Source organism: Methylobacterium sp. FF17 (assembly GCF_025813715.1).
Taxonomy (GTDB): Bacteria; Pseudomonadota; Alphaproteobacteria; order Rhizobiales; family Beijerinckiaceae; genus Methylobacterium; species Methylobacterium flocculans.
Genome location: NZ_CP107532.1, coordinates 4,221,177 through 4,246,588, shown reverse-complemented (window position 1 = coordinate 4,246,588; position 25,412 = coordinate 4,221,177). Strand labels below are relative to the sequence as shown.

The window sequence follows — 25,412 nt, the reverse complement described above, 5'->3', positions numbered from 1 at the left end:
ACAGGGGCTCAGCCGCTTCAAAGCGGGAAATGGACTTCATGACGGGTGCTCCACCTCGCACCTGATCGGAAATCAGACGCGTTCGATGAGGTTACCCCGTCACCTCTGAAGAAAGCGTTACGACCGCGGGAGCACCTTCATCGTGCGAGCCCGCTCCACCAGCGCCAAGGCGTCTTCCAGGCCCTGATGCGCCAGGGTCCCGAGCTCCGCCCGCCGGGCCGTCGCGGACGCCTCGGCGTCGAGGATCTCGGCGGCGGCCAACATGAGGTATCCGAGAGCCCGCGGCGCCGGGTGCCCTGCCGCGTAGCCGAGGATGTGCAGGGCCCAGGCCGGCAGGCCGTTCCGTGCCACCCTGTCGCTGACGGTCGAGCGCCGGTTGAGGCCAAGGACCCGCGAGAGCGACCCCAGATAATCACCGCCGAACAGCGCGGTCGCGGCGACCTCGACCGCCTCGGCCAGGGCGTCGCCGACATCGTCCTGGGGGATCACGCGGCCGTTGACTTGAAGCTCTCGGCCGACGGCGACGAGGACCTCGCCGTCGAGGGTGCCGACGGCGTCGGGTGTGTCTGGGACCGGGTGGAGGGAGACGCGCATGCCGTCATCGTATCAGACCGGTCGCTCCCTGGAAGGCGGAAAGGGTTCGATGAGGGTAGACGTGTGACCTTCCGAGTGGGAGGAAACGGCAGGCCGCGCAACGACCCACACCGCCCTACCGCCTCAAAATGGAGAGTCTGCGTCGTCGGCTACGTCAGGCAGGTCCTCGTCATCAGGCACATCGAACCAGGATGCAGTATCGACCCCGGAAACGATATGCGCGTTCCGCAAGTCGCGGGGCTCTTCCAGAGGCACCTCAAACTCGACGGCGAAGGGAAAGCTTGTGCTCATCTCCGCGCCATCACCGCGCCTCACGTCCGAGTTGGAGCCGTACTGCAGCAGGACCGAGACAGTCCCCGACGCCTGGTACCTTACGAACCGTGGGCCGATGTCCAGAACGCACGTGTCAGCAGTATAGACCTCTTCGAGCGAGTGATGCGTGGCCAACTCGTCGATGTCTCCGATGGTCTCGGACATGAGGGTGTCGACGGCTTCCTCGTCGAGAGCTTCGGCTAGAGGTTCCAAGAGCGCATTCCGGCAGTCGCGGTACGCCAACAGGAGCTCCTCGACCGCCAACGTCGCCTGATCGATCTCGGTGGCTTGGATTGCCGGTTCGTAAACGACCGTGTTCTCCCGAACGTGAACATGCTTGCTGAGGCGGCTAAACGCCTTCATCAGGCGCTTGCGCAATGGGGCGGGGTCGAGGCTCAGTTCGGCAACAAGGTAATCGTCGGTCAAGCCGCCTTGCAGCCAATACTTGATGCGTTGCGCCCGCGTCGGCTTGTCCTGGCCGTCCTCAAGCTGGAACCAGGGGCAGCTCGACACTTGGTCGTCGGGCGACAACGTGCCCATGATGTGCTCGAAGAAGACACGAACCGCGACGGAGAAGTAGTTCAGTCGCAGGAAGTTGCCCTGATCCTCGATCACGCTCGCGGCGCTATCGAGCAGTTGCCGCGAGAACTCATCCGGAGCCAACGGCTTCAGCCCGCGCAGGACTTCCTCAGGTAGGCGCGCAGCGGAACCGGCGTTGATTGGCGTAGGAGAGTTCATGGCGGACTGTCACCGAGGTGTTCGGGTCGATGCCTCAGGCCTCAAGGCCCGGCAGCAGTTTCGTGGCGCGGGCGTCGGTTCCGGCTGGGCGACGGCGGGCTCGCGGTTTCTCCGAAACCCACCGTAGCGCCTGGGTGCAGTATTCCGGATTGAGATCGATGCCGATGGCTGGTCTGCCGCTTTCCAGGGCGGCGACCATCGTCGTGCCGCTACCCACGAACGGGTCGAGGACCACCCCGCCCGGTACGCAACCGATGGCGAGGCATCGGGACACGAGCTCGCGCGGATAGGGGGCGAAGTGGGGCGCCGGGTTGTCCGGTCGGGCGGGGAAGGTCCAGATGTCCTCGCTGCCCTCAAGCCCGGTCCGGTCGAAGAAGTAGCGTGGCGCCCGCGAGAACATGAAGATGTGCTCGAAGCGCCTCCAGGGACGGTCCTTGGCAGTCGGCTCCCCCAGCGATCCTGGTCGATCCCAGATGATGTCGCTGCGAAGCGTCCAGCCATCCTGCTGCAGGGCCAGGGCCACGCGCCATGGGATGCCGATCAGCGATTTCCGCGGAAGGCCAAGCCCTGGTCCGTCGACGGCGCGGAGGACCTTTCGGGCCATCTGGCGTCCCGCGTTCTTGAGGTCCTGGCCGTGAGGCTTGCCTTTCGCCGAGTAGTAGGTGTCCCCGATGTTCAGGAACAGGGTTCCGGTCGGCTTCAGCACGCGTCGCGCCTCGGAGAACACCTCCCGGAGCGCTTGCACGAACCCGTCGATGGTCTGCTCGTGGCCGATCTGACCATCGTAGCCGTAGTCGCGCTGCCAGTAGTACGGTGGGGAGGTCACGATGCAGTCGACGCTCTCAGCAGGGAGCCCCTTCATGCCCTGCGCGGCGTCTGCCTGGATGACCGTCCACGAAAGCTTCGAGCCGGTGACGCCCTCGAACACCTTTGCCGGAGCGGTCCTCTTTCCCGGCCTCGCCGTCTCGGTAATCGGCCGAACCGCGCTTGGCCGCTGACGGGCCTGCCCATCGATGTACGCCTGAAGAGCTGTCGGCGTCACGCGTATATGGCGCTCTCCGATCCGGACCGTGGCGAGCTCCTCCTTCGCGACGATGCGTCGGACCGTAACTGCCGACACCTGCAGCGTTTCTGCGACTTCTTCGATGGTCAGGAGGCGTTCGACCTCCGCTTTCGCGCCGTGCTTGAATGCCTGGTCGTTCATTATCTCTGGTACTCAGGAGTGATCACGCCTGCCGACAGCCAACGCGGTGACGAACCCGAAGTCAACGGGCAATGCCGGTATCGGAGTGGACAGTCTGCTACAGGCCGAGGCCCGACCTGAGGGCGCTCGCCAGTCGGGGTCTGTCGCCCTCGCAGACGATGGTCATGCCCGACGCGGCTTCCTCTGTCCCGAGAAATCCGACCATGCCTTCCGGGACGTAGAGCGCAGCGAGGTCGGTCGGGCGGTCCGCGAAAACCTGGGCGTAGTCGTGCAGGTAACCGAAGACCTTGTAGACGCTGTCTCGCAGGTAAGCCTTGGTCCCGGCGTTCTTGACCTCGACCAGGAAGGTGCGGCGGTCCAGCCCTCGTTCGAGGACGAGCATGATGTCGGGCCGCCGGTCGAACCCTCCCAGTCCGCTATAGGTGGCGTTCACGGTCGCGTACCGGCTGGTGATGCCGAGGACACGCCCGGGCGTCCGGTTGAACCACACTCGCACGGTCGCATCCACCATCCGGTAGGTCGCGGCCGGTTCCAGGGTCGATCCAAGCAGGCCGTAATGCACGGGTTCGCCAAGGCCCAGGTCCTCAGAAAGGACGGACAGGACCGTCGAGAGGCCGTAGATCTCGAACAGGTCATCGTCGGATACCGGCTCCAGCCAATTGCTGCGGAGCAGTTGGAGCATGAGCGACCAACGTGCGGCCCTGCTTCTTTCCTGCATCCGGCGCCGGCGTTGAACGAGGGCGGCCGCTGCCCGGTATCCCGGCTGGCGATTGTGCCTCGCGGCGTGGATCATGTGAGGGGAAACGGCGCGCACGGCCTCCACGCTCGACAAGGCTTCATGTCGGAGAGCCGCCTGGCTCTCGTCCCGTAGAAGGCGCAGCAGGGGATGCAGGCGCCGGGTGCCGATGCGCTTGCCGATCTGGGCGACGGCGCGCTCGATGTCGGTCAGCAACCAGACGAGCAGCGCGTTCTCAGGGGTCTCGTAGGAACGCCGCTGAACGTTGGAGATGTACCGGGCGCTTGGAAGCGTCCGGTTGGCCCGTCCCACTTTCGTCAGGTCCCAACGCACGACGCCACGCAGCCCCGGACCGACGACCTCGCGCACATGCTCGGTGCGGTTCGACAGGACCGCCAAGAGCTTGGGCAATTCCGTCTGCATGAACTCGACGTACCCCCGGGTCATGAGCTCCATGACCTCCACCAGGGTGCGGGCATCGTCCGCTCCGCCCCGGAGGCTATCGAGGTAGGCCCGCAACTGCGCCTCATCGATGGCCGGAGCCTCGGCCGGGTCGGAGGCTGCGCTGATGCGCGTCAGGAAGCGGTGGACGTGGCGGGACGTGGTCAGGTCCGCCACCCACCGGGCACGACCCGTCACTCCCGGTCATCCTCGGGCGGCGCGATGTATCCGGTCCAGACGGCCAACCGTCGCTCGAAGACGGCCGCCTCGGCGCCGAGGCTACCGGACAGGAGCGCGTCGACGCCCTCGTGCAAGTCCGCGCGACCCTGCATCTGAGGGATCACGTAGGCTTCGAGCAGCTCCCGCATGAGGACTGCGTCCGAGGTGGCGGCATCGACAGCCAGACGCTGTCGTGCGTGCCTGATCATCGTCAGGGGGATGGCGGGACCGAAGGGGATGCCAACCGACCCGAAGCCGGCACGCTCGTCAGCGAATAGACCGACCAGCGTGTCGACGAGCCCGTCCGGCAGGTCCTCGGCATTCCTACGGATGAGCCCCTCGTAGGCATCGGGCGGCGGCGCCGGGACCGAGACGAACGCGAAGCGCCGCATGAAGGCGTAGGACAGTTGCTTGAGGCTCTGCTTGTCCGCATCGTTCATGGCGCCCAGGATGCGCCACCAGGGCGGGACCTGGATCGGTTCGAGGTCGCTCTCCTGCAGCGAAGGCCCGTGGACGAGGCGCAGGCGCCGGAAGTTGCCGTCCGCATCGCGGCGGCGGAATGGAAGGGTGACGGGCTGCCCGGACAGCAGCGTGAACATCTCGCCGAACGCCTTGTCGATATCGGCGCGGTTGATCTCGTCGATGACGAGGCACTTCCGCTGCTCGATGGTCTCCACGATGTGCCCGGGCAGGAAGTCGAGTTGCTCTCCGGCGCCCTCGCGGTGCACGGCCGGGAAGTAGCCGCCGATGGTGTCGAACGTCGTCCACTGGTCGGTGGCCGAGGCGGTCCATGACGGGAATCCGGCCTTGTCGCACAGGAGGACGGCCAGCGATGTCTTCCCGGTTCCCGGCGCGCCCGTGAAGATGACATGCATGCCCGCCCGCAGCGCGGCCAGCGCCTGGAGCGCGGCGGGTATCAGCCCGACCAGCCCCTCCATGTCGCCGAGATCCGCGGCATTGATCTCCCACCTGCCGGGGGCCTCGTCCCCGGGCTTGTCCACGTCCTCTTCCGCGACCTGCTCGGCAGGAGGCGCAGCCGGGACGACCAACAGGGCCAGGATCTCCAACGGCTCCATTGGTTGGCCCTGCATGGGCAGACCCGCAAGATCGCCTGGGACGGCGGTGGAGAAGACGGTGCCGATCACGCCGTAGTCGTCGAGCGACAGGTCGGCGACCAGACGCTGCACCGCTTCCTCGACGCTCTCGAACGGCTCGGTCCGGTACATCCACACGGCCAGCATCGCGAGATGGAACGGGATGGAGCCGACGGTGTCGGCGCTCTTGTCCCGGAGGTGCTCGATGAAGTCCGACCTCAGGCTCCAGCGGCGGTTGTCGGCAGTGCTTTGACGGAAGGCGATGCCGGCGTTCTGCCGGTCCTTCCGCATGCGTTGAAGGCTGCGGCTTGCGTAGAGGTGGTCGCGCCAGGGCGACGGGGTCCCAAGCCCGAAGCCGAACGGCACGTACAGGGGCCGCTCCTCCGGCCCGCCGGAGGGCTTGAAGAAATCGGTCAGGAGCAGGTTCTCGTCACGGGCGCCGAAAGGGCTCGCGTCGTCGTCCGTGTCGCCGACTTCGAGACGCGTCCGGAACATCGCCAAAAGGGTGATGAGTTGCGGGTGCCCGTTCGCGGCGAGGTACTCCAGGGAGAGGCGTAGATGGTCTTGGGTGAAAAACGGCATCAAGGAGACCAGGGTGAGGCCGCAAGGGAAGCTCGGCTTTGCCACCATGACTCGATAGGCAATTTCAAACCAGTGGTGGCAGGCCGTTCCCGCCTGCTCCCAGCCCAGGCAATCCGACCAGGGAACGCTTAACCCTGCCGAAAATCCCGCCTTGATCGCCGAATCCGGAGCTGCGATCCCTTCGCCACACACCGCCACGAGGCACGCCGTGAAACGCATATCCCGCCACGCAATCCGAGAGATCCCCCCGGGGGCGTGACCGCGCGTGCGGCAGCCCCCTCATGATTTGAGGAGGCTGCCCTGATGAAGAACCCCAAGATCCAATCGACCTTCGTCTCGCATCGGACCTGGTTCACCTCGGATACCCATTTCGGGCACCGGGGCGTCCTGGCGATGGAGAAGCGCCCGTGGGACGACATCGCCAAGCACGATGACGACCTCATCTATGCCTGGAACGCCACCGTTCGGCCGGGTGATGATGTCTTCCACCTGGGCGATCTCGCACTGAACTCCTCGGCCGAACGGTGCCAGGAAGTCTTCGCGAGGCTGAACGGCTCCAAGCGGCTCATCGTGGGCAACCATGACAAGAACCGGCACGTGCAGCTCGGCTGGGCCGACCCGCCGGAGAAGCTGCGGACCATCCACGTGGACGGGGTTCGTCTCGTCCTGTCTCATTACGCCATGCGCACGTGGGACGGAGTTTGGAGGGGGACGCGACACCTCTACGGGCATTCCCACAACAAGCTTCCGGGCACGTCCCTGAGCCTGGACGTTGGGGTCGACGCCTGGCGCTACCGGCCAGTCGGCCTCGCCGAGATCATGGAACGGATGGCCGAGACGCCGACGCTCCCGGAGGCCCTGCTAGGGCCCGCGGAGCCCGAAGAGGACGGTGAATGAAGAAGGGCCCGGGTCATCCCCGGGCCCTTCGGCTATCCAGCTATCTGCTCGGCGACCGCCCGGCGCTCCCTGGCCTGCTCCTCCAGGCCTTCGGCCTCGGCTAGGAGGAGGCGCTGCAGGGCGGGGCCGACCCAGGGTGGGATGGGCTTCTGCCCGGTCGCCCATCGCTGGACCGACCTTGGGTCTAGTGAGTCCCGTGGTCCCGCAGGAAAAAGTGGTCCGAGGGCGGTAGCGAGGGTGCGCTTCCACTCCGGACCGAACAGGGCGATGCCGGCGGCCGCGAGCAGGTCGGGCGTCATGCGAGCGGCTCGCGCCAGACGACCGACCCCGAGTGCGTGTCCATCCAAGCGATGAGCTCGGGTGGCTCCCCCGGCTGCACCTCCGACCAAGCTAGGACGTCGCCGTCGCCAAGGACGGCGACGACGTCTCCCGGTGCGGGCGGATCGAACACGAACCAGTCCGGCAAGATTGGACCCTTGGCCTCGGCGAGGAGCTTCGTGACGCGCTGTGCGGCGGCGCGAGTGCGGCAACCGCCCACGGCCTGACGCACGCTCTCGGCGTCGACGAGCAGCGGCAGGACCGCGAGGACCAGGTCGGTGTGCGTGGCGAGGAAGGTGATCATTGCCGCACCCCTCACAGTCCGAGGGCGCGGTCGGCAGCGTCGAGCTCGGCGAGCTCGGCCTCCAGCACGATCAGGTCCAAGTCGACGTCGGCGGCGTAGCCCATCTCGCGCGGGCGGCGCTTGCGTCCAGGCGCCAGCGGGTTCGTGGCGAGGACCTCGACGCGGTATCGGCCGTCGAGGTCCTGTTCCAGCGCCCAGGCAGCCCAGACCTCACGCGCAGCCCGGGTCGAAGACGTTTGGACGACGAGGTCGAGCTCGGGGGCGATGGGCTGCCAGTCGGCGTCGATAACGCGGACGTAGGAGACCGTCGGCGAGCCCGCGGCGTGCAGGGCGTCGACGAGCTGCTCGCGGGCCGAGGCGTCGAGCGGAGTGACGGGCTTGGAGAAATGGATGTTGCTGGCGGTGCGCATGATGCCGAGGTCTCCCGTGCGGCGTGGCGGTCGGCGAGGCCGACCTGAGTTCGATGGTATGGATCCCGTGGCCAGCCACAAGGGGGGTGGTGGCTGTGCCTTTCGTCGCCCAGGGCCATGCTTGCGATGTCCCCCCTCAAGGAGCCCGCGCCATGCGCCAAGTCCTCGCCGCCCTCCGTGCCTTCCTCGCCGCCATGGCGGCATTCGTCATCATCGCCGTCATCGAGAGCGGCCGAATCGTTTGGAAAACGGTCCGGGCCATCGTGGCTCCACAGCCCGAGACCCCGGCCGCCGAGGCCGAGCTCGAAGCGGCCCTGGCCGAGCCGGTCGCCCCGGCCGCGCCGCGCCCCCTCCTCCCGGCCGAGGAGTGGGGCCTGGGCGCTCTCGCCTACCTCGCGCCGCTCAACGACGGCGACGAGGCCAAGGCTGCCTGCCTCGACGAGGCGGCGCTTGCTTACCTCGACAGCCTCAACATCGTGCAGCGGCGCGAGCTCGGCCGGCAGGACCTGAGCCGGATCGGCCGGCATCTGCTCGGCGAGCTTGTGATCCCCGGTCTGCCCCGGGCCCCGAGCCTGATGGAGCATCAAGCGGCCGAGGCCGCCAGAACCGCGGCCATCCTGGCCGAGGGCGTCCGGGCCCACGATGCCCGGGCGGCGCAGACGGAGGTCATTGGGGAGATCTTCGATGACCTGCTGGCCGACGACCCTCTCTACCGCAAGGCCGCCTGATCCAGGCCCGAACACGAAGCCCGCCCCGGTCGCCCGGGGCGGGCTTTTTGTGGTTCACAAACCCGTGATCGGCTCATTTAGGGGATTGTGCTACCCCCCGTGCGCACGCGGCGGCATCTACTGAGCACGTCATGGCATCACGTCATGCCACGCCGGCGCGCCGGGCCGCGACGACGAGCTTCTGCCGGCGGATCTCGATGTCGCGGTCACGGTCGGCCTCGGCCCGCGCGGTGGCGGCCTGAGCCTGGGCGTGGCGCGAGGCCCGGACCCGGGCGGCGGTGGCGCGGAGATGGGCCGCTGTGGCCCGGTCCCCCGCGCGGAGCCGGGCGTCCGCGAGGACAGCGCCGCCGATCCCGAGGGCGATGGAGCAGGCGCCGGTCTCGAAGGAGTGCGCCACGTCGTGAGCAGAGCGATGATACGTCAGGGCGGCCTCCTTCGTTCGGTCCGCCCAGGAGATCGGGATCCCGGGCGGCTTGTCGAGCTGAGGCTGGCGACAGGGTAAACGAACACCCTGGCCGGACGCGTCCGGACGTGTCCGGACATGTCCGGTTGTGGCTATCCAGCCCGAGGGGGATGCTCTCTCCAGGAGAGCCCCGATGACCGAGTCTGACGCCTTCGTCGCTGAGATGCTCGACGCCCTTCGTGAGGACGACGAGCCCATGCCCACGCCGTCCACGGCGAGCGCAGATGCGGCCGCCTACCGCCGGGCCGAGGCGACGAGGAAGCGCGACGAGCGCGCCCGGTTGAAAAAGGCCGGGGTCCCGCCGGCGCATGCCGTCGACAGTGCCATCGCCTCGGCCGTCGCAGCCGTGCTGGCACGCGACGGCGCCGTCGAGGCCCTCCGGACGGCTGGGAAGAACGCTGTGCACAACGTCGACCTGATCTCGGTGATGCGCCACGCCTCGAAGGCGCTGGTCGGCCGCGGCTTCGCGAAGGAGCCGGTCACGCATTCCGTCCGGGTCCGGCTCTTCGGCTGAGCGCCGGGACACCTTCCCCGAATTCGGCGTTACTAGGCGAGGAAGTAACGGGGCGCAAACCAAGGCTCGAAAATCAGGTGAGCCCGGACGCGTCCGCCCCAGAGCCCCTTAACGCACGGCCTCCAGGGTGCGCCCATGGAGGATGCGATGCCGAATATGGAAGATGCAGACATGCGCCTGGGCGGGCGCATTCAGACAGCGTTGCGTCGGGTGGACAATGCCGAGGAATGGCTTGGGCGCCTCTTCGTCATCAACCCGAACGTCCCGAACTTCGACGCGGTGGAGGCCGACCGGAAGGCCGGGCTCGACACGGCCAGGACCACGCTGAACAACGCGCTGCGGAAGGTCCGCATCTGCGACGATAGCCCCGGCTTCATCCTGGCTCTCGTCGTGGGCGAGCGGATCGACCGGGGTGGCATGGACGCGTGGATGACCCGGCTGAAGTCCCTCGGGATCAAGCCGCCGGCGACGGACTGGCTCGAAGCCTATCGGGGCAAGGTGAAGACCGGGACGACCGAGGCAGACGATGCCATCGCCCGAAATCTCCTCGGCCGCGAGGATGCCCTGATCGCCGAGGCCCGTGTGCGCAATCGCACACCAGCCCCCGCCGCCGTCGCCTGATCGGACGGGGCCGTGGCCTGGATTGGGCCACGGGGGCGGTGGGATGATGGTCCTGCGACATTCTGACGGGTCCGATTGGTTTCGGACCCGGATGCCGCCGTCGCCCTGCCGGGACCCCTCCCGAGCGGGGTTTTCAGCCGTTTCCGACCCAGTTTACGACCCAGGGGCCCTGAAACGCGAAAGGCCGCCCGAAGGCGGCCTATGCTAACGCGTTGATATAGCGTTCCAATTAGTCCGAGTGAATTGGAGCGGGCGAAGGGATTCGAACCCTCGACCCCAACCTTGGCAAGGTTGTGCTCTACCCCTGAGCTACACCCGCTCACAACCGCGCCGCTGGAGGAGAAGACCCGCCGGCGGCCCCGGACGGCGTCTCTAAACACCATTCCGCCGAGCGTTGCAAGCGCTGAATCGAGCGCCGCTCACCGGGGCTGTTTGCCGGCGTCACGGTTGCCAAAGGGTCGCCGGTGGCAATTCCCCGGCGATCTCGCGCAGGCGGGCCCGCGTGGCCGTGGTGGTTTCCGGCGGCAGGGCATCGAGGGGAAAGAATTCGCAGGCCGCGATCTCCCGGTCCGGTGCCTTCGGCGCCCGCACCCTGAAGGCGGGCGCAAGGTAGAGCGCAACATGGTCGCGTCCGGCCGCCGCCCGGTTGTGGTAGAAGCCGTGGAGCCTGAGGCCCTGGCCGGGATCGACGAGAATCTCGGCCTCCTCGCGGAACTCGCGGATCATGGCCTCCGCGGCATTCTCTCCCGCCTCGATGCCGCCGCCCGGCAGGTGCCAGCCGGAGACGTAGGTGTGGCGCACGAGACAGACCCGGCCGGCGGCATCGATGGCGGCCCCACGCACGCCGAGGGTCATGCCGCGCGTCGCCAGCGCGCCGAGGTGGAACAGCCGCATCGCCCAGGGGTGATCGAGGATCATCCGGTCAGACCACGCGGAGGCGGATGGCGCCCAGGCCCTCGACGGCGGCCGTCATGGTCTCACCCCGCTGGACCGCGCCGACGCCGGACGGCGTGCCGGTAAAGATGAGGTCGCCCGGCTGCAGTTCGAAATAGGTCGAGAGCAACGCGATCTGCTCCGGGATCGACCAGATCATCTCCGAGAGGTCGCCGCGCTGACGCTCGCCCGAATCCACCGCCAGCGTGATGGCGCCACGGGTCGGGTGGCCGATGGCGGAGGCCGGATGCAGGGGGCCGATCGGGGCCGAAGCATCGGCAGATTTAGCAAGATCCCAGGGCCGCGCGAGGCGTTTGGCCTCGTCCTGCACATCGCGCCGGGTCATGTCGAGACCGACCGCGTAGCCGTAGACGTGATGGATGGCCTGCGCCTCCGCGATGTCGCGGCCGCCGAGGCCCAGCGCCGCCACCATCTCCACCTCGAAATGGTAGTTCTCGGTGCGCGGCGGGTAGGGATGATCGGCGGTCGCCTCTCCGGCCACGATCTGCAAGGCGTCGGCTGGTTTCATGAAGAAGAACGGCGGCTCGCGGTCGGGGTCCTTGCCCATCTCGCGGGCATGGGCCGCGTAGTTGCGGCCGACACAGTAGACCCGCCGGACTGGGAACAGGTCGTCGCTGCCGACGATCGGCAGGGCGATGCGGGGCGGGTTCGGGATCACGGACAGCATGGGGTTCCAACCTCGGGAGATGGGCTGCTGGGAGATATGGCGCGGCGACCCGTCGCTCGCCCTGCACAGGGCGGCCTCCCCATCCTATCATAGGGGTCAGGCCGGGCTGCGCCATCCCGCCGGCGCGCGAGACGTATCCGTGACGAACCCCTCCCCTCTGCTCGCCCGCCTGGCCGAACGGCTCGGGGCCCCTCACGTCCTCACCGACGCGGCCGATCTCGCCCCCCATCTCGCCGAGACGCGGGGCCTGCGCCGGGGGCACGCCCTGGCGGTGGTGCGGCCGGCCGACACGGCCGAGGTCGCCTTCACGGTGCGGGCCTGCGCAGAGGCTGGCGTGTCCGTGGTCGCGCAGGGCGGCAATACCGGCCATGTCGGCGGCGGGCTCCCGCAGGGCGGCATCGTGATCTCGATGGCGCGGCTCACGCGCCTGCGCGCGGTCGATCCGGTCAATGCCAGCATCACGGTGGAGGCCGGTATGGTGCTGGCGGATGTGCAGGCGGCGGCCGCGGCGGCCGGGATGCTGTTCCCGCTTTCGCTCGCCTCCGAAGGGTCCTGCCGCATCGGTGGCAATCTTTCCACCAACGCGGGCGGGACGGCGGTGCTGGCCTACGGCAACGCACGCGACCTCGTCCTCGGCCTCGAGGTGGTGCTGGCTGATGGCCGAGTCTGGAACGGGCTCAAGGGCCTGCGCAAGGACAATGCGGGCTACGACCTCAAGCATCTCTTCCTCGGCTCGGAAGGCACGCTCGGCCTCATTACGGCGGCGGTGCTGAAACTCCATCCCCGGCCCCTGTCCCGCGCCGTGGCCTTCGTCGGCCTCGCTTCGACCGAGGGCGCCCTCGCCTTGTTCGAGAGGCTGCGGGCGGAGGCCGGCGCGACGCTCACCGCGTTCGAGTACATTGCCCCGTTCGGGCTGGAGATCGTTCTGCGTCACCGGGCCGGTGCGCGCCGGCCCCTCGCCGGGACGCACGCGGCCTACGCGCTGGTGGAACTCTCCAGCACCCGGCCGGGCACGGATGCCGCCGGGGCGCTGGAAGGAATGCTCGACCGGGCGCATTCCGAGCACCTCGTGGAGGACGCCGCCATGGCCACGAGCGAGGCGCAGGCGCGGGCGTTCTGGGATCTGCGTGAGAGCCTCTCGGAGGTGCAGAAGGCCGAGGGCGCCTCGATCAAGCACGACGTCTCGGTGCCCCTCTCGCGCCTGCCCACCTTCCTCGACCGGGCGACGGAGGCTTGCGAGGCCGCGCTGCCGGGCCTGCGGGTCTGTGCCTTCGGACATTTCGGCGACGGCAACATCCACTTCAACCTGAGCCAGCCGCCAGGGACGGACCGTGCCGCCTTTCTTGATCAGTGGGGGCGCTTCAACCGGATCGTCCACGACATCGTCCAGGAATTCGACGGGTCCATCGCCGCCGAGCACGGCGTCGGTCTGTTGAAGCGCGAGGAACTCGCGCGCTACGCCGACCCGGTCGCCCTCGATCTGATGCGCAGCCTCAAATTGGCCCTCGACCCCCGGGGTATTCTGAATCCCGGCAAGGTCTTGGCGGAGACGATTTCAGGCTCACCCGCAATTGAGCCGACCGCAATAAAAATTTAGCCGGAACTGGTTCGCGCGCGGCCGCATTACTGTTGTGCGCCGCACAAAGACGCGTCAAATTGTCGACCGCAGCGCGCCATAAATCGGCTGCGCTGATGACGGAAGGCATTGAGCCGCAATGACGAGAGGCTGGGTGCGCTGCGGCGAGTTAGCCGGGCCTTAACGCTTCCCATCTCTCATGAGGGGACAACGCCGCCGTCGCGACCAGGCGGCCCGCTCGGGCGGGCCGCGACCGAAGACCGAGCAGGAGACCCGTTCGATGCCGATTTCCCAGGCACGCGTTCCGACCGCCGAGGCGAGCCGCTACCTCAAGCAGCTCTGCCGTCACTGGAGCCACAAGTTCCCGGTGGAAGCCACCGAGGATTCCGGACGCGTGCCCTTCGGCGAGGACCGGGTCTGCACCTTCGAGGCCGGCCCCGATGCCTTGCTGATGCGGGTGGCGACCCCCGATCCCGCCGCGCTCACGCGCCTCGAGAACGTGGTCTCCGACCATCTCCTGCGCTTCGCCTTCCGCGAGAACCTCGGCGAGATCACCTGGTCGCGCGCCGCCTGAGCCTTCATCCGGAGCGTCGGCCACCTGTCCGATTCGCCGCGGGTTGACCTGCCGTCCCGAGACCTGATCTTGAGCGCGTGAGGCTTGGATTGGGAGAGACGGGATGGACGGAAGCGCGCAGACGGCTCAGGGGGTCGCACCGTCGACGGCAGCACCGCTCGCCGAACGGCTGGACCGCCTCGCCGAAGTCGCGGTGAAGGTCGGCCTCGGGCTTCGGCCCGGGCAGGAGCTCGTGATCACGGCGCCCCTGGAGACGGTTCCGCTTGCCCGCGCCATTACGGAGCAGGCCTACAAGGCCGGGGCCTCCCTCGTCACCACGTTCTACGCGGACGATGCCGCGACCCTGGCACGCTTCGCCTACGCGCCGGATGAGGCCTTCGACACGGCCCCCGGCTGGCTCTATGCCGGCATGGCGGAGGCCTATCGCAACGGTGCTGCGCGCCTCGCCATCGCGGGGGACGACCCGTCCCTCCTCGCGGGGCAGGATTCGGTCAAGGTCGCACGGGCCAACCGCGCCCGATCGCAGGCCTACGTCCCGGCTCTCGAACTGATCGCCAACTTCGCCACCAACTGGACCATCGTCTCGGCGGCCACCGCGCCCTGGGCCCGGACGGTCTTCCCGGACCTGCCCGAGGACGAGGCCCTGGCCCGCCTGTGGGACGCGATCTTCGCGGCTTCACGGGTGGACGGACCCGATCCCGTGGCCGCGTGGGCGGAGCACAACGCGGCCCTCCATGCCCGCACGGGCACCCTCAACGCCCATCGCTTCGCGGCCCTGCGCTTCACCGGTCCCGGCACCGATCTCACTGTGGGGCTCGCCGACGATCACGAATGGTGCGGCGGCGCCTCGGCTTCGCGCAGCGGCATCGTCTGCAACGCCAACATCCCCACCGAGGAGGTGTTCACCACCCCCCACAAGGACCGGGTCGAGGGCACCGTCACCAGTACCAAGCCGCTCTCCTACCAGGGCACCCTGATCGACGGGATCACCGTGCGCTTCGAGGGCGGGCGCATCGTCGAGGCCAGCGCCCGGACCGGCGGCGACGTGCTCGCCAAGGTACTGGAGACCGATGCGGGTGCCCGCCGCCTCGGCGAGGTGGCGCTGGTGCCCGCCTCCTCGGCGATCTCCGCCTCGGGTCTCCTGTTCTACAATACCCTCTACGACGAGAACGCCGCGAGCCACATCGCCCTGGGGCAGGCCTACAGCAAATGCTTCCGCAACGGCGGGGCAGACCTCAGCGAGGCGGATCTCGCCGCGCGCGGCGCCAACCGCAGCCTGATCCACATCGACTGGATGATCGGATCGAATCAGGTGGATGTCGACGGCCTTTCCGCCGAAGGCCGCGCCGTCCCGGTGATGCGGGCCGGCGAATGGGTCGACTGAAACCCGGATCTCACTGACCCGGACCGGCGGTTGGGGGCCGTGAGACTGGGCATGGGTCCGGCCGGGATGCAGCAGGGTCGCGGGCCGACCCGCTTGCCTGCGCCATCAGGGTGGTAGGCCTGCGGGTCGCCCGGTCGAACGACGGTTCGGGCTGTCAGAACCCCTCCGCCTTGGCGGCGCCGAGGATGCGGCTGGGCCGCCCTTCGCTGGCCCCCTGCAGGACCACGACGTAGGAATCCGCTTCCGCCACCTTGGCCGCATGACGCGGGACTTCGAAATGCGCCGCGCGTCCCGTCCAGGGGCCGATCCGCTGCATCCCGCGCACGACGTTGATGTAGTCGACGACCTGCCCCTTGTTCTCGCCGCCGCCGATGGCGATGCGGCGATGACGCATCACGGGGAGCAGCCAGAGGTCGGCCTGGGCGTCCGGTGCCGCGCTCGCGCCGACATCGACGCAGATGCGGTCCCCCTCTTCCCAACTGCGGACCGAGACCTGGGTCGCGCTGTTCGCGCGGGCGCGGCGCAGGGCGCGCTCCAGGGAGATCCGGTCCGACCGGATCATGGAGGGCTCGCCATTCACGATGGCCTGGGGGGTGAAGACCTGCCGCTCGCCGCGCAGGGCGGCATAGGCCCGCTGCCGTGCGGTGAAGGCAGGCAGGCCGTAGACGTCCTTCCAGCCGAGGTAGTCCCAATAGGTGATCGGAAAGGTCAGGGCGATGATGCCCGGCTCCCGGGCGAACTCGCCGAGCACCCGCGAGGCCGGCTGGCAGGAGGCGCAGCCCTGGCTGGTGTAGAGTTCGATCACCACCGGGTTCCGCTCGCCCGCGCCGGCCGGCAGGGCAGTCGCCGCCAGGACCGCGGCGAGGACCAGCCCGAAGGCCCGGCGCAGGAGGAACGTGGCGGCGCGATCCGTGGTGTCACGATCCATGGCGTCATGATTCATGGCGTCACGATACCGCCGAACGACCGGCCGCCTGCATCACGGTCCCTCGATCCGCCGGCTCGGCCGCCGTCGGCCCGGATCCCGTCGGTTTGGGCTTGGGCAGCATGGCGGGGCGCCAGCGACGATGCATCCACAGCCACTGGCCGGGATTCTCGCGAATCCAGTCCTCGATCACCCGCGTCATCGCCTGCATGGCGGCTTGGACCTCGATGGCGCCCCCCGCGTCCCGGGGCAGGTCGAGGGGAGGGGTGAGCTCCAGGTGGAAGCGTGTTCCCTCGCGACGCACCACCCGGGCCCCGTGGACCGGGCAATCGTAGTGGCGGGCGAGCTTGCCCAGCAGGGGGTTCACGAGTACCGGCTGGCCGAAGAACTCCACCACGACGCCGCGGGTGAAGTGCTGGTCGATGAGCTGGCCGAGATGGCCGCCGCGATCCACCACGCCCTGCATGGCGAAGACGGCCCCCTGCCCCGCCGCCGCCAGCCCGCCCATGGTCTGGCGGCGGACCTCCTGCACCAGCCGGGCGGAGGCCGCATCGTTCGGCGGACGGAAGATCGCGGTGGCGTCGAGGCCGAATTTCGCCGCGCAGATCGCCGGCAATTCCCAGTTCGCGAGGTGGGCCGAGAAGATCAGCCCCGGTTTCCCGTCGTCGCGCAGATCGGCGAAGTGGCTCTCGCCCGCCACCGTGATGTGCCGGCTGGCCGAAAGGTCCGCCAGGTCGAGGTCGAACAGGGTCTGCAGGTGCGCGTACTCGGCGCCGGTGCGGCCGAGATTGTCCCAGGCCTGACCCGCCAGGGCGCGGATGTCGGCCTCACTCCGCTCCGGGAAGGCGGCTCGCAGGTTCGCCATGGCGGTGCGGTGGGCGGGCAGGAACGGACCGATGATCCGGAGAAGGCGTCCGCCGACCCGGCTCGCGCGCTCAGCGCCCAGGCTCCGCGCCAGCCAGAACAGTCCCCGGATGAGGGGGATCATGGCGAGGCCGGCGAGGCGGGGCAGGTGACGCTTCAGGACGAGGGCGAGGCGGAGCAAAACGAATCCCGTGACGCGGGGCGTTCCAGCGACGACCCTGATCCCTGGCATAATTCATTTGTTGGCCGGAGTGCACCCGTGTGCACCGCAACTCAGAGCGTCACGAGGATTTTGCCGAAGACTTTGCGGGATTCCAGGCGCTCCAGCCCTTCCGCGAAATCCGCCAGCGGCAGAACCGTGTCCACTACGGGTGTAAGACCCTGCGCCATCTTGGCCAGGGCATCACGGATATTGGCCATCGAGCAGCCGAACGAGCCGGTGATCCGGTACTGCTGCTGGAAGAGCTGCATCAAATTCATCGTCGTGGAGACGCCGGATGTCGAACCGCAGGTGACGAGGCGGCCGCCCCGCTTGAGGCACAGGAGCGAGCCGTTCCACGTGTCCGGGCCGACATGCTCGAACACGACATCTACGCCCTTGCGCTTGGTCAGGCGACGGACCTCGCCCTCGAAGCGCTCCTCGCGGTAGTTGATGACGTGGTCGGCGCCGAGCGCCCGTGCCTTCTCCCCCTTGATGTCGTCGCCCACCGTGGTGAACACCGTGCAGCCAATGGCCTTGGCCATCTTGATCGCTGCCGTGCCGATGCCGGAGCCGCCGGCATGCACGAGGATGCTTTCGCCGGGTTCCAAGCGGGCATTGTCGAACAGCATGTGCTGCACGGTGCCGAACGCCACGGGGGCGCAGGCCGCATCCGTGAAGCTGACGCCGTCCGGCATCCGCATCACGAGCCGTGCCGGCATGGTCACCCGCTCCCGGGCAAAACCGTCGATATGGAAGCCCATCACGCCGGAGACGTTCTCGCAGAGATTGTCGCGGCCCTGCCGGCAAGCCTTGCACTGCCCACAGGTCTGCGCGCCGTACATCGCCACCGGGTCGCCCGGCGCCAGTCCCTCGACCCCCTCCCCGACGCAGACGATCTCGCCCGCGGCCTCGGCGCCCACGGTGAGCGGCAGCTTACGTTTGGCGAAGGCCATGCCGCGAAAGCCCCAGACGTCGATGAAGTTGAGCCCCACCGCGCGGACCCGGATCTGGACCTCGCCGGGCCCGGGCGCGGCGGGCTCGGCGACGTCCTCGAGGCGCAGGTCGCGGTCGCCGTGGAGCTGAAGGGCTTGCATGGGTCTCGTCTCTGTTCCCGGTGGCGCCGTCGAACCCTCCCCCGCAGAAGGAGAGAGGAAGATGCGGCCCTGGCTAGCTGTCGAGGCTTTGGGCATCAACCCACCGGACGGGATTCACTCCGGCGACAGGTAGCGCCGCCGGGCCCAGCCGAGGATCGGGCCGGCCTTGACGCGGCACCAGGTCAGGCCGCTCGGCGTGTCGCTGGTGCAGCCGAAGCCGCGCAGGCGCGCTCCAAGCGGAGCCTGGCCGAGGGCGGGTGCCGCGGCATCGGGCGTCTCGCGGATGGTCAGGGTCTCGCCGCGCGGGAGGCCATCGACGCGGAACGTCTCTGCGGCCCCAGCGGGGGCGGCGGTTAGAACAACGAGGATGAGCGCCGGGCGGAGCGGGGACATGACGGGTCCTATGACCGGTGGATGCCCATCATCGCGGTGAGGCCGCCATCGACCGGTAGGACCGCCCCGGTGATGTAGGCCGCACCCTCCCCCATCAGGAAGGCCGCCAGTGCCGCGACGTCCTCGGGCTTGGCGAAGCGGCCAGCGGGGATCTGCCGCTCCATGGTGGCACGGTAGGCGGCATAGGGCGCCATCATCTCGGTGTCGATGAAGCCCGGCGCGATCACGTTCACGGTCACCCCGCGCTTGGCCGATTCGATCGCGAGGGTCCGGCAATAGGCGATCAGCGCGCCCTTCGTGGCGGCGTAGGCGGCATTGCCGGGATTGGCCTGCAGTGCCGCCACCGAACCAATGGCGACGATGCGCCCCGAGCGCGCGCGGGTCATGCCCCGCACGAGGGACTTCGCGAAGCGGGTGAGCGACCAGAAGTTCACCTGCATGGCCGCCTCGGCCCGATCCTGGTCCAGCATCGCCGCGAGCGCGTCGTAGGACTGGCCGGCATTGTGGACGAAGCCGTGGAAGCCGTCGCTGCCCTCGATGCCCTCGCAGAACGCCTCGACGGCGGCACGGTCGGCCAGGTCGAGGGAGGCCGCGGTGACTGCGCGATCCGGGTACAGGGTCGACAGTTCCGCCACGAGCTGTTCCGCCGCCTCGCCGGACGAGCGATAGGTAAAGGTCACGTCGTGGCCGGCGGCGGCGAGCGACCGCACGATGGCCGCGCCGAGGCCGGAAGCGCCTCCGGTGACGAGGACGTGCCGCGCGGATCCCGTGCTCATGCCGGTTCGTCCGCGAGCACGAGGCAGGTGTTCTGGCCGCCGAAGCCGAAGGAGTTCGACAGGACCCGGCGAACGGGCACGTCGCGCGCCTGCGCGACGATGTCGAGGGGGATGGAGGGGTCGGGGACCGCGTAGTTGATGGTGGGCGGGATGCGCCCATGCGCGATGGTGAGGAGCGAGATCACCGCCTCCACTGCGCCGGCGGCGGTGAGCGTATGACCAATCATCGACTTGTTGGAGGAGACCGGCAGGGCGCGGATGCGCTCGCCGAAGACGGCGGCGCAACTCATCGCCTCCATCTTGTCGTTCTCCGGCGTCGAGGTGCCGTGTGCGTTCACGGTGTCGATGGTGTCGGGTGCCGTGTCGGCATCCTCCAGGGCGGCGCGGATCGCCGCGATGCCCGGCGCGCCATCGGGACTCGAGCGGGTGCGGTGGAAGCCGTCCCCCTTCTCGCCGCATCCCAGCACGTAGCCGAGGATCTTCGCGCCCCGCGCCCGCGCGGCCTCGGCGTTCTCCAGCACCAGCGCCCCAGCCCCCTCGCCCATGACGAAGCCGTCGCGGTTCTTCGAGAACGGCTTCGAGGCGGCCTCGGGCGGATCGTTCTGGGTGGAGAGGGCCGAGAGCAGCGAGAAGCGGATCAGGGATTCCGGATTCACCGAGCCGTCGGTGCCGATGCAGAGGGCGGCCGTGACCTCGCCGCGCCGGATCGCCTCGACGCCGAGCTGGATCGCGGTGGCGCCCGACGAGCAGGCGGTGGAGAGCGAGATCGGGGAGCCCTTGGTGCCGAAGCGATCGGCGATCTGGTCGGCCACCGTGCCGAAGATGAAGAGGTCGTGCCAGGCATCGAAGCGGCGGCTCGCGGCGGCACGCTGCAGGTCGGCATAGGTGATCGGGCCGTCCTGGCCCGAGGCTTCGGCCAGGGCCTGGCGCTGCGGCCACTCGATCTCCACCGGGGGCACGGCGATGAACAGGGCTCCGGGGAAGTCGCCGGGGCGGCCGATGCCGGACTGCGCGATCGCCTCGTCGGCGGCGGCTTCCGCGAAGCGCTGCGAGAGAGCGGGTGCCACCAGGGGGTCGGTGTCCAGGAAGTCGACGGTGCCGGCAATGCGGGTGCGCAGGCCGTCCGTGGGGAAGCGCCGGATCGCGTGGATGCCGGAGCGGCCGGCCGTGAGCGCGGCCCAGTTGTCGGATTGTCCCTGTCCGAGGGAAGTAACGATGCCGAGGCCGGTCACCGCCACGAGGGGGCGGCCTTTCGCGTCGCGGAGGGATGAGTTCGTCATCGCGCTGATCTACACCGTGTTCCCTGGACCGTCTGCATGCGCCGAACGGTCCCGCATCGTCAGGCCGCCGTCACCCGGATCACGCCTTCGCCGCGCCGGTGGCCCACCACCGTGATCGCGACCTCGGACAACCCTCGCTCCGAGATCAGGCCCGCCGCCAGGGCGGCGCCGAAGGGGGCCGCGGTCTCCAGGCTGTGGCCGATGACGTCGCCCAGGGCCGTGATCGGTGCGCTCGGGGCGAGGCGCCGCAGGGCCGCTGCCTCCTCCGTCGTCACGGGGGCGACGCCCGTGGCCCCGGAGAGGATGGCGTCCGGCTGGCCACCACCCGTCGCCGCCCAGAGCGCGGTGAGGCTGGCCTCCGTGCTGCCGGGCGCGCGCCGCGTGCGCTCGCTCGCGACCGGGCCGAGGCGTGCCAGAGCCCGGGCGCCGCGCGCGGCGGCGTGTTCGGCCGCCTCGATAACCAGGAAGGCGGCAGAGCTCCCGAGGATGAAGCCGGCCTCGCCGTCGCCGTCGCGATCGAAGACGGGACGGAAATCCCGCGCCCGCAGGTAACCGCCCATCTCGTGGATCACCATTACGTCGGGGCGTTCGGCGCTGTAGGAACCGCCCACCAGCATGCAGTCGACCTGACCCGAGGCGATCCGCGCCTGGGCGATCCGCAGGGCGTCGGTGCCGGCGGCCTCCTCACCCATGAAGGTGCGCGAGGCGCCCGTGACCCCGTGGACGATGCCGATGTTGCCCGCGAGCAGGTTCGAGAGCTGGGCCAGGAACAGGGTTGGCCGCAGGTCGTTCTGCAGGCGCTCGTTGAGGTAGGCGCCCGGCTCGGCCGCGTCCCGTAGGCCGGTGAGGATGGCCCCGTCCACCGCCGTGTCGCGCTCGCCGCCACCGCAGGCCACCACGAGGTGCATGCGGCCCTTCAGGTCCGCATCCCCCTTCACCCCGGCGGAGTCGAGGGCGAGGCCGGCGGCATAGACGCCCAGGCGCTGCCACGGCTCCATCTGGCGCTGGTCGGACTTCTTCGGGATCTGCCCGTCGAGGGCGAGCGGCGCGACCGGGTGTACCGTGTAGGGCGCGAAGCTTTCCGTGTCGGTGCGCGCCGGGGCGCCCGCCTCCAGGGCCGCGAGATGGGCCGCGATGCCCTCGCCCGCGCAGGAGACGAGGCCGATGCCGGTGACGACGACGTCGCGAAGTTCGCTCATGCGGTCATGCTCATGCGGGCTCGCCCGCGAGGTCGAACAGGCCGATCCGGCGGGCCCGCTCGCGCATCGGTGCGTCGAGCCCGGCCGGGAAGGGCATGGTGCGGAAGCGCAGCTCGGCATTGGCGAGCGGCTTGCCGTCGTGGCGGATCGCGGCCTTGGTCACGGCGTAACCCGAGCCGTCATGCTCCAGGCTCGCCTCGATCTGCAACTCGGCACCCGGGCCGACGAAGGCGCGGAAGCGCGCCTTGTCGACACCCATTAGGAACGGCATCTGCCGGAATCCGAGATGGGCGAGGACGAGGTAGCCCGAGGCCTGCGCCATGGTCTCGGTGAGGAGCACGCCCGGCACCAGGGGATGCTCGGGGAAGTGCCCCTCGAAGACCGGGCTCTCCATCGGCACGCGGGCCAGGGCCTCGATCCGGCCGGCCTCGCGGTCGAACCGGGTCACGGCATCGATCATCTCGAAATATTCGAGGCGCATGGCGTACTCAGGGTTCCGGCCGGGCCGGTTTTTCGAAGAGGCCGCGCCGGATCACGACAGCCAAGATCACGCCTGTGTTCAGGCTTTGGCGGCCTTCTCGGCCACCAGCGCGTCGATGCGGGCGCAAAGATTCTTCAGGACGAAGTATTCCTCGGCCGGCACCTTGCCCTCGTTGACCTCCTGGGTCCAACGCTCGAGGGGGAGCTTGATGCCGAAGGCCTTGTCCACCGCGAAGGCGATGTCGAGGAAGGCGAGCGAATCGATGCCGAGATCGTCGATGGCGTGGCTCTCGGGGGTGATCGTCTCCCGCGGGATGTCGGCGGTGTCGGCGATGATGTCCGCGACACGGTCGAAAGTGGCGGTGTGGGTCTGCTCGGACATGCGTTCTCGCCGTGTGACTGGATATCCCGCCGGGACCGGCCCGTGCCGATCGCGGCCGGAACGATCCGGCGCATGATGCCCGGTGCCCCCGGTCGCGCAGCATGCCCCGGGGGCCGGCCTTCGCCGCCCCGGACCGTGAAGGCGGTCACTTACACGAGGGGGGTTGGAGGGGCAACCTTGGCCATCACGGCCTCGCGATGGGCGGTCGCCGCCATTCCGATCCGACCCGAGCGGACTAGATGCTCCGGCGAGACGGAGCGGCCCCGCGGGCTGCCGATCCGCACGACAACAGGTGAGACGATGGCGCTTCCCCCTCCTCCCGGTTCCTTCGACACCGCAGCGTCGGCACGTGCGGGGGCGCACCCGCCGTCGGAGCAGGCGCAGGGTTTCGCCCGCCTCGCCCTGGTGCTGGCCCTGTCGGCGCTCGGCCTTTGGGTACTGCACCCCTTCATTCCGGCCCTGGTCTGGGCCGTGATCCTCGCGATCGCGCTCGGCCCCCTCTACGCCCGGGTCGAGCGGCGCTGGCCGCCGGGTGGGCACAACATCGCCCTGCCGGCCCTGGTGACGGCAGCGGTCGCCCTGGTCTTCCTGCTGCCCCTCGTGGTCCTGGGCATCCAGGCGGCGCGGGAGGCCCATGACGTGGTGACCTGGGTTCGCACCTTCGAGCGGACCGGCATCCCGGTACCCGACTTCCTGGCCCGTCTCCCCTTCGCGGCCCAGGCCCAGGGCTGGTGGGCGCAGAACCTGAGCCACCCGGCCGCCGGGTCCGAGCTGCTGCACCGCCTCGACAATTCCTCGGTGATCGGCGTGACCCGCAGCCTCGGGGCGCAGATCGTCCGGCGCTCGGTCCTGTTCGGCTTCACCCTGGTCGCCCTGTTCTTCCTGTTCCGGGATGGCCGCGCGGTGGCCGCGCAGGTGCTGACCGCGAGCGCAAAGCTGTTCGGGCCGCGGGGGGAGCGGGTGGCGCGACAGATGGTGGCCTCGGTCCACGGCACCGTGGACGGCCTCGTCCTGGTCGGGCTCGGCGAGGGCGTGCTTCTCGGGATCGTCTACTACTTCGCCGGAGTGCCGCACCCGGTTCTGCTCGGGGCACTGACGGCGGTGGCGGCCATGATCCCGTTCGGAGCGCCGCTGGTCTTCGGGTGTGCGGCCCTGATCCTGCTCGCCGGTGGCGCGGTGGTGCCGGCGGTGGTCGTGCTGGCGGCGGGCTTCGTCGTCACCTTCGTGGCGGACCACTTCGTGCGTCCGGCGCTGATCGGCGGCACGACCCGCCTGCCCTTCCTCTGGGTGCTGCTCGGCATCCTCGGCGGCGTCGAGAGCTTCGGGCTGCTCGGGTTATTCCTGGGACCGGCCGTGATGGCGGCGCTGATCCTGCTCTGGCGCGAATTCACCGACGGCGCCGCGGCTCTGGAGCCCCGGGCCTGAGCCCGGGGCGCGTCAGGGCCCTGGTCTCAGGCCGGACGGGGCAACTGGCAGCTGTCGAGGGCGGAGAGCGCCTTGGCGCGAGCCGAATCGTTGAAGTAGCCGGTGGTGCGGTAGGCGTCGAGCTCGCCCTTGTCGAGGTTCGCGAGCGTCCGGTTCGCGTAGCAGCCGCAGGGGCGGGCCAGCGACACCTCGGAGACGTTCTGCAGGCGGGCCTGGGTGACCGTGCAGGCGTGGCGCACGCGGCCGGTCAGGTTGCCCGTGGAGGCGGTCTTCAGCGCGGGATCGGGGGTATAGCCTGCGAGCGACGCGGTCGGCCCGGTCTGGTTGGCGTTGCAGGCGGCGACGAGCGAGAGCAGGCCGGCGGCGAGCAGGGGCCGGCCGGTGCGCGGGGCGGTGAGGCGCATGGAATTTTGGGTCCGTGAAAGCGATTCGGGAACGAACCGGTGTCACGGGCGCATCCCCGCCGCGCAAGGGCGCCGGGGCCACACTGGAGCCGTAAACGCCGAAGCCCTTCGCGGGCCTCGGCGCCCAATGCGGCGATCAGCCGACGATGTCGGAATCCTGGAAGAACTGGGCGATCTCGGCCTTGGCGTTCTCGAGGCTGTCCGAACCGTGGACCGTGTTCTCGCCGACCGACTCCGAGAAGGTCTTGCGGATGGTGCCCTCGTCGGCATTGGCCGGGTTGGTGGCGCCCATGACTTCACGGTACTTCGCGACGGCGTTCTCGCCCTCGAGCACCTGAACGACGACGGGGCCCGAGGTCATGAATTCCACGAGCTCGCCGAAGAACGGGCGCTCCTTGTGGATCTCGTAGAACTTTTCCGCCTGAGCGCGGCTCATCTGGATGCGGCGCTGGCCGACGATGCGCAGGCCCGCCTTCTCGATCACGGCGTTGACCGCGCCGGTCAGGTTCCGCTTCGTCGCGTCGGGCTTGAGGATGGAGAAGGTGCGCTCGGTGGCCATGGTCCGTCCGGTTGTGATCGCTCAGCCGAAAATGGCTTCGGCGCCGGGCTTATAGCGGGCGGATCCCCCACCCTCAACCCGAGGCGGGATCGCGTGGGG

General features: G+C 69.2%; 30 protein-coding genes and 1 tRNA gene. 8 read left to right on the top strand and 23 right to left on the bottom strand.

Annotated elements, in window-relative coordinates:
• Positions 1–117 precede the first annotated feature (117 nt).
• The 5 genes from OF380_RS20235 to OF380_RS20215 form a co-directional block, all read right to left on the bottom strand.
• A complete protein-coding gene (locus OF380_RS20235; protein ID WP_147018807.1) occupies positions 118–594 on the bottom strand; it encodes a hypothetical protein in 477 nt (158 codons plus the stop codon).
• A 123-nt stretch (positions 595–717) separates the two neighbouring features.
• Complete coding sequence (locus OF380_RS20230; RefSeq protein WP_147018808.1) at positions 718–1,644, bottom strand: pPIWI-associating nuclease domain-containing protein; 927 nt, start codon at positions 1,642–1,644, stop codon at positions 718–720.
• 34 nt (positions 1,645–1,678) lie between these two features.
• Positions 1,679–2,848 (bottom strand): DNA methyltransferase, encoded by a 1,170-nt coding sequence (locus OF380_RS20225; protein WP_147018809.1) that lies wholly within the window; start codon positions 2,846–2,848, stop codon positions 1,679–1,681.
• A 97-nt stretch (positions 2,849–2,945) separates the two neighbouring features.
• Positions 2,946–4,223 carry a hypothetical protein gene (locus tag OF380_RS20220; protein ID WP_264047087.1) on the bottom strand — a complete coding sequence of 426 codons (1,278 nt, stop codon included), beginning with the start codon at positions 4,221–4,223 and terminating at the stop codon, positions 2,946–2,948.
• Positions 4,220–5,920 (bottom strand): AAA family ATPase, encoded by a 1,701-nt coding sequence (locus tag OF380_RS20215; RefSeq protein ID WP_147018811.1) that lies wholly within the window; start codon positions 5,918–5,920, stop codon positions 4,220–4,222. Before OF380_RS20215 ends, OF380_RS20220 begins: the two co-directional genes overlap by 4 nt.
• 303 nt (positions 5,921–6,223) lie before the next feature.
• Between OF380_RS20215 and OF380_RS20210 the strand changes: the two genes are divergently transcribed.
• Complete coding sequence (locus tag OF380_RS20210) at positions 6,224–6,817, top strand: metallophosphoesterase family protein (RefSeq protein ID WP_147018812.1); 594 nt, start codon at positions 6,224–6,226, stop codon at positions 6,815–6,817.
• 32 nt (positions 6,818–6,849) lie between these two features.
• Here OF380_RS20210 and OF380_RS20205 read toward each other — a convergent pair whose 3' ends face one another.
• The 3 genes from OF380_RS20205 to OF380_RS20195 are packed head-to-tail and all read right to left on the bottom strand — an operon-like array spanning position 6,850 to position 7,849.
• Entirely contained in the window at positions 6,850–7,116 is a 267-nt protein-coding gene (locus OF380_RS20205; protein WP_147018813.1) for a hypothetical protein, read from the bottom strand.
• Positions 7,113–7,439 (bottom strand): hypothetical protein, encoded by a 327-nt coding sequence (locus tag OF380_RS20200; protein WP_147018814.1) that lies wholly within the window; start codon positions 7,437–7,439, stop codon positions 7,113–7,115. The genes OF380_RS20205 and OF380_RS20200 overlap by 4 nt, the downstream gene beginning before the upstream one ends.
• A gap of 11 nt (positions 7,440–7,450) precedes the next feature.
• Positions 7,451–7,849 carry a hypothetical protein gene (locus OF380_RS20195; RefSeq protein WP_147018815.1) on the bottom strand — a complete coding sequence of 133 codons (399 nt, stop codon included), beginning with the start codon at positions 7,847–7,849 and terminating at the stop codon, positions 7,451–7,453.
• A 152-nt stretch (positions 7,850–8,001) separates the two neighbouring features.
• Between OF380_RS20195 and OF380_RS20190 the strand changes: the two genes are divergently transcribed.
• Complete coding sequence (locus OF380_RS20190; RefSeq protein WP_147018816.1) at positions 8,002–8,577, top strand: hypothetical protein; 576 nt, start codon at positions 8,002–8,004, stop codon at positions 8,575–8,577.
• A 142-nt stretch (positions 8,578–8,719) separates the two neighbouring features.
• Here OF380_RS20190 and OF380_RS20185 read toward each other — a convergent pair whose 3' ends face one another.
• Complete coding sequence (locus OF380_RS20185) at positions 8,720–8,974, bottom strand: hypothetical protein (protein WP_147018817.1); 255 nt, start codon at positions 8,972–8,974, stop codon at positions 8,720–8,722.
• Positions 8,975–9,173: 199 nt separating this feature from the next.
• Between OF380_RS20185 and OF380_RS20180 the strand changes: the two genes are divergently transcribed.
• Together OF380_RS20180 and OF380_RS20175 are read left to right on the top strand one after the other, a co-directional pair.
• A complete protein-coding gene (locus OF380_RS20180; protein WP_147018818.1) occupies positions 9,174–9,554 on the top strand; it encodes a hypothetical protein in 381 nt (126 codons plus the stop codon).
• 147 nt (positions 9,555–9,701) lie between these two features.
• Positions 9,702–10,175: a hypothetical protein gene (locus OF380_RS20175; protein WP_147018819.1), complete on the top strand. Its 474-nt coding sequence runs from the start codon at positions 9,702–9,704 to the stop codon at positions 10,173–10,175.
• Positions 10,176–10,419: 244 nt separating this feature from the next.
• Here the strand turns inward: OF380_RS20175 and OF380_RS20170 are convergent.
• From OF380_RS20170 to OF380_RS20160, 3 genes are all read right to left on the bottom strand, one after another.
• Positions 10,420–10,494: transfer RNA gene (locus OF380_RS20170), tRNA-Gly, on the bottom strand.
• A 122-nt stretch (positions 10,495–10,616) separates the two neighbouring features.
• The gene (locus OF380_RS20165; RefSeq protein WP_264047080.1) at positions 10,617–11,093 is read right to left on the bottom strand and encodes an NUDIX domain-containing protein; all 477 of its coding nucleotides are present in this window, start codon (positions 11,091–11,093) and stop codon (positions 10,617–10,619) included.
• A gap of 4 nt (positions 11,094–11,097) precedes the next feature.
• Complete coding sequence (locus OF380_RS20160) at positions 11,098–11,796, bottom strand: fumarylacetoacetate hydrolase family protein (RefSeq protein ID WP_264047078.1); 699 nt, start codon at positions 11,794–11,796, stop codon at positions 11,098–11,100.
• A 139-nt stretch (positions 11,797–11,935) separates the two neighbouring features.
• On the opposite strand from OF380_RS20160, the gene OF380_RS20155 reads away from it, so the two are divergent.
• From OF380_RS20155 to OF380_RS20145, 3 genes are all read left to right on the top strand, one after another.
• Complete coding sequence (locus tag OF380_RS20155) at positions 11,936–13,393, top strand: FAD-binding oxidoreductase (RefSeq protein WP_264047076.1); 1,458 nt, start codon at positions 11,936–11,938, stop codon at positions 13,391–13,393.
• Positions 13,394–13,652: 259 nt separating this feature from the next.
• Entirely contained in the window at positions 13,653–13,946 is a 294-nt protein-coding gene (locus OF380_RS20150; RefSeq protein ID WP_238280622.1) for a DUF2218 domain-containing protein, read from the top strand.
• 103 nt (positions 13,947–14,049) lie between these two features.
• Positions 14,050–15,330, top strand: a complete 1,281-nt coding sequence (locus OF380_RS20145) for an aminopeptidase (RefSeq protein ID WP_264047074.1) — start codon at positions 14,050–14,052, stop codon at positions 15,328–15,330.
• A gap of 154 nt (positions 15,331–15,484) precedes the next feature.
• On the opposite strand, the gene OF380_RS20140 is transcribed toward OF380_RS20145, so the two are convergent.
• From OF380_RS20140 to OF380_RS20100, 9 genes are all read right to left on the bottom strand, one after another.
• The gene (locus tag OF380_RS20140; protein ID WP_264047073.1) at positions 15,485–16,258 is read right to left on the bottom strand and encodes a DUF1223 domain-containing protein; all 774 of its coding nucleotides are present in this window, start codon (positions 16,256–16,258) and stop codon (positions 15,485–15,487) included.
• 19 nt (positions 16,259–16,277) lie between these two features.
• Positions 16,278–17,300, bottom strand: a complete 1,023-nt coding sequence (locus OF380_RS20135) for a lipid A biosynthesis lauroyl acyltransferase (RefSeq protein WP_264047071.1) — start codon at positions 17,298–17,300, stop codon at positions 16,278–16,280.
• A gap of 92 nt (positions 17,301–17,392) precedes the next feature.
• Entirely contained in the window at positions 17,393–18,415 is a 1,023-nt protein-coding gene (locus OF380_RS20130; protein ID WP_264047069.1) for a zinc-binding dehydrogenase, read from the bottom strand.
• Positions 18,416–18,529: 114 nt separating this feature from the next.
• On the bottom strand, positions 18,530–18,808 hold the full coding sequence (locus OF380_RS20125; RefSeq protein WP_264047067.1) for an SH3 domain-containing protein: 279 nt from the start codon (positions 18,806–18,808) through the stop codon (positions 18,530–18,532).
• A gap of 8 nt (positions 18,809–18,816) precedes the next feature.
• The gene (locus OF380_RS20120) at positions 18,817–19,584 is read right to left on the bottom strand and encodes an SDR family NAD(P)-dependent oxidoreductase (RefSeq protein ID WP_264047065.1); all 768 of its coding nucleotides are present in this window, start codon (positions 19,582–19,584) and stop codon (positions 18,817–18,819) included.
• A complete protein-coding gene (locus tag OF380_RS20115) occupies positions 19,581–20,864 on the bottom strand; it encodes a beta-ketoacyl-ACP synthase (RefSeq protein WP_264047064.1) in 1,284 nt (427 codons plus the stop codon). The genes OF380_RS20120 and OF380_RS20115 overlap by 4 nt, the downstream gene beginning before the upstream one ends.
• A 59-nt stretch (positions 20,865–20,923) precedes the next feature.
• On the bottom strand, positions 20,924–22,063 hold the full coding sequence (locus tag OF380_RS20110; RefSeq protein WP_264047062.1) for a beta-ketoacyl-ACP synthase: 1,140 nt from the start codon (positions 22,061–22,063) through the stop codon (positions 20,924–20,926).
• 10 nt (positions 22,064–22,073) lie between these two features.
• Positions 22,074–22,544, bottom strand: coding sequence for a 3-hydroxyacyl-ACP dehydratase FabZ family protein (locus OF380_RS20105; RefSeq protein WP_264047060.1), 471 nt, complete (start codon positions 22,542–22,544; stop codon positions 22,074–22,076).
• 78 nt (positions 22,545–22,622) lie between these two features.
• Complete coding sequence (locus tag OF380_RS20100) at positions 22,623–22,925, bottom strand: acyl carrier protein (protein ID WP_264047058.1); 303 nt, start codon at positions 22,923–22,925, stop codon at positions 22,623–22,625.
• Between the two features lie 300 nt (positions 22,926–23,225).
• Here OF380_RS20100 and OF380_RS20095 point away from each other — a divergent pair, with 300 nt between their 5' ends.
• Complete coding sequence (locus OF380_RS20095; protein ID WP_264047057.1) at positions 23,226–24,350, top strand: AI-2E family transporter; 1,125 nt, start codon at positions 23,226–23,228, stop codon at positions 24,348–24,350.
• Between the two features lie 26 nt (positions 24,351–24,376).
• Here OF380_RS20095 and OF380_RS20090 read toward each other — a convergent pair whose 3' ends face one another.
• Positions 24,377–24,754: a hypothetical protein gene (locus tag OF380_RS20090; protein WP_264047056.1), complete on the bottom strand. Its 378-nt coding sequence runs from the start codon at positions 24,752–24,754 to the stop codon at positions 24,377–24,379.
• Positions 24,755–24,890: 136 nt separating this feature from the next.
• The gene (ndk, locus tag OF380_RS20085) at positions 24,891–25,313 is read right to left on the bottom strand and encodes a nucleoside-diphosphate kinase (RefSeq protein WP_056468908.1); all 423 of its coding nucleotides are present in this window, start codon (positions 25,311–25,313) and stop codon (positions 24,891–24,893) included.
• Positions 25,314–25,412 lie beyond the last annotated feature (99 nt).

What these genes read in the sequence shown, in the direction of transcription:
- OF380_RS20235 (WP_147018807.1), bottom strand. Translation starts at nt 594, where the DNA reads ATGCGCGTCTCCCTCCACCCGGTCCCAGACACACCCGACGCCGTCGGC.
- OF380_RS20230 (WP_147018808.1), bottom strand. Translation starts at nt 1,644, where the DNA reads ATGAACTCTCCTACGCCAATCAACGCCGGTTCCGCTGCGCGCCTACCT.
- OF380_RS20225 (WP_147018809.1), bottom strand. Translation starts at nt 2,848, where the DNA reads ATGAACGACCAGGCATTCAAGCACGGCGCGAAAGCGGAGGTCGAACGC.
- OF380_RS20215 (WP_147018811.1), bottom strand. Translation starts at nt 5,920, where the DNA reads ATGCCGTTTTTCACCCAAGACCATCTACGCCTCTCCCTGGAGTACCTC.
- OF380_RS20210 (WP_147018812.1), top strand. Translation starts at nt 6,224, where the DNA reads ATGAAGAACCCCAAGATCCAATCGACCTTCGTCTCGCATCGGACCTGG.
- OF380_RS20205 (WP_147018813.1), bottom strand. Translation starts at nt 7,116, where the DNA reads ATGACGCCCGACCTGCTCGCGGCCGCCGGCATCGCCCTGTTCGGTCCG.
- OF380_RS20200 (WP_147018814.1), bottom strand. Translation starts at nt 7,439, where the DNA reads ATGATCACCTTCCTCGCCACGCACACCGACCTGGTCCTCGCGGTCCTG.
- OF380_RS20195 (WP_147018815.1), bottom strand. Translation starts at nt 7,849, where the DNA reads ATGCGCACCGCCAGCAACATCCATTTCTCCAAGCCCGTCACTCCGCTC.
- OF380_RS20190 (WP_147018816.1), top strand. Translation starts at nt 8,002, where the DNA reads ATGCGCCAAGTCCTCGCCGCCCTCCGTGCCTTCCTCGCCGCCATGGCG.
- OF380_RS20180 (WP_147018818.1), top strand. Translation starts at nt 9,174, where the DNA reads ATGACCGAGTCTGACGCCTTCGTCGCTGAGATGCTCGACGCCCTTCGT.
- OF380_RS20175 (WP_147018819.1), top strand. Translation starts at nt 9,702, where the DNA reads ATGCCGAATATGGAAGATGCAGACATGCGCCTGGGCGGGCGCATTCAG.
- OF380_RS20165 (WP_264047080.1), bottom strand. Translation starts at nt 11,093, where the DNA reads ATGATCCTCGATCACCCCTGGGCGATGCGGCTGTTCCACCTCGGCGCG.
- OF380_RS20160 (WP_264047078.1), bottom strand. Translation starts at nt 11,796, where the DNA reads ATGCTGTCCGTGATCCCGAACCCGCCCCGCATCGCCCTGCCGATCGTC.
- OF380_RS20150 (WP_238280622.1), top strand. Translation starts at nt 13,653, where the DNA reads ATGCCGATTTCCCAGGCACGCGTTCCGACCGCCGAGGCGAGCCGCTAC.
- OF380_RS20145 (WP_264047074.1), top strand. Translation starts at nt 14,050, where the DNA reads ATGGACGGAAGCGCGCAGACGGCTCAGGGGGTCGCACCGTCGACGGCA.
- OF380_RS20140 (WP_264047073.1), bottom strand. Translation starts at nt 16,258, where the DNA reads ATGGATCGTGACACCACGGATCGCGCCGCCACGTTCCTCCTGCGCCGG.
- OF380_RS20130 (WP_264047069.1), bottom strand. Translation starts at nt 18,415, where the DNA reads ATGCAAGCCCTTCAGCTCCACGGCGACCGCGACCTGCGCCTCGAGGAC.
- OF380_RS20125 (WP_264047067.1), bottom strand. Translation starts at nt 18,808, where the DNA reads ATGTCCCCGCTCCGCCCGGCGCTCATCCTCGTTGTTCTAACCGCCGCC.
- OF380_RS20120 (WP_264047065.1), bottom strand. Translation starts at nt 19,584, where the DNA reads ATGAGCACGGGATCCGCGCGGCACGTCCTCGTCACCGGAGGCGCTTCC.
- OF380_RS20115 (WP_264047064.1), bottom strand. Translation starts at nt 20,864, where the DNA reads ATGACGAACTCATCCCTCCGCGACGCGAAAGGCCGCCCCCTCGTGGCG.
- OF380_RS20110 (WP_264047062.1), bottom strand. Translation starts at nt 22,063, where the DNA reads ATGAGCGAACTTCGCGACGTCGTCGTCACCGGCATCGGCCTCGTCTCC.
- OF380_RS20105 (WP_264047060.1), bottom strand. Translation starts at nt 22,544, where the DNA reads ATGCGCCTCGAATATTTCGAGATGATCGATGCCGTGACCCGGTTCGAC.
- OF380_RS20100 (WP_264047058.1), bottom strand. Translation starts at nt 22,925, where the DNA reads ATGTCCGAGCAGACCCACACCGCCACTTTCGACCGTGTCGCGGACATC.
- OF380_RS20095 (WP_264047057.1), top strand. Translation starts at nt 23,226, where the DNA reads ATGGCGCTTCCCCCTCCTCCCGGTTCCTTCGACACCGCAGCGTCGGCA.
- OF380_RS20090 (WP_264047056.1), bottom strand. Translation starts at nt 24,754, where the DNA reads ATGCGCCTCACCGCCCCGCGCACCGGCCGGCCCCTGCTCGCCGCCGGC.
- ndk (WP_056468908.1), bottom strand. Translation starts at nt 25,313, where the DNA reads ATGGCCACCGAGCGCACCTTCTCCATCCTCAAGCCCGACGCGACGAAG.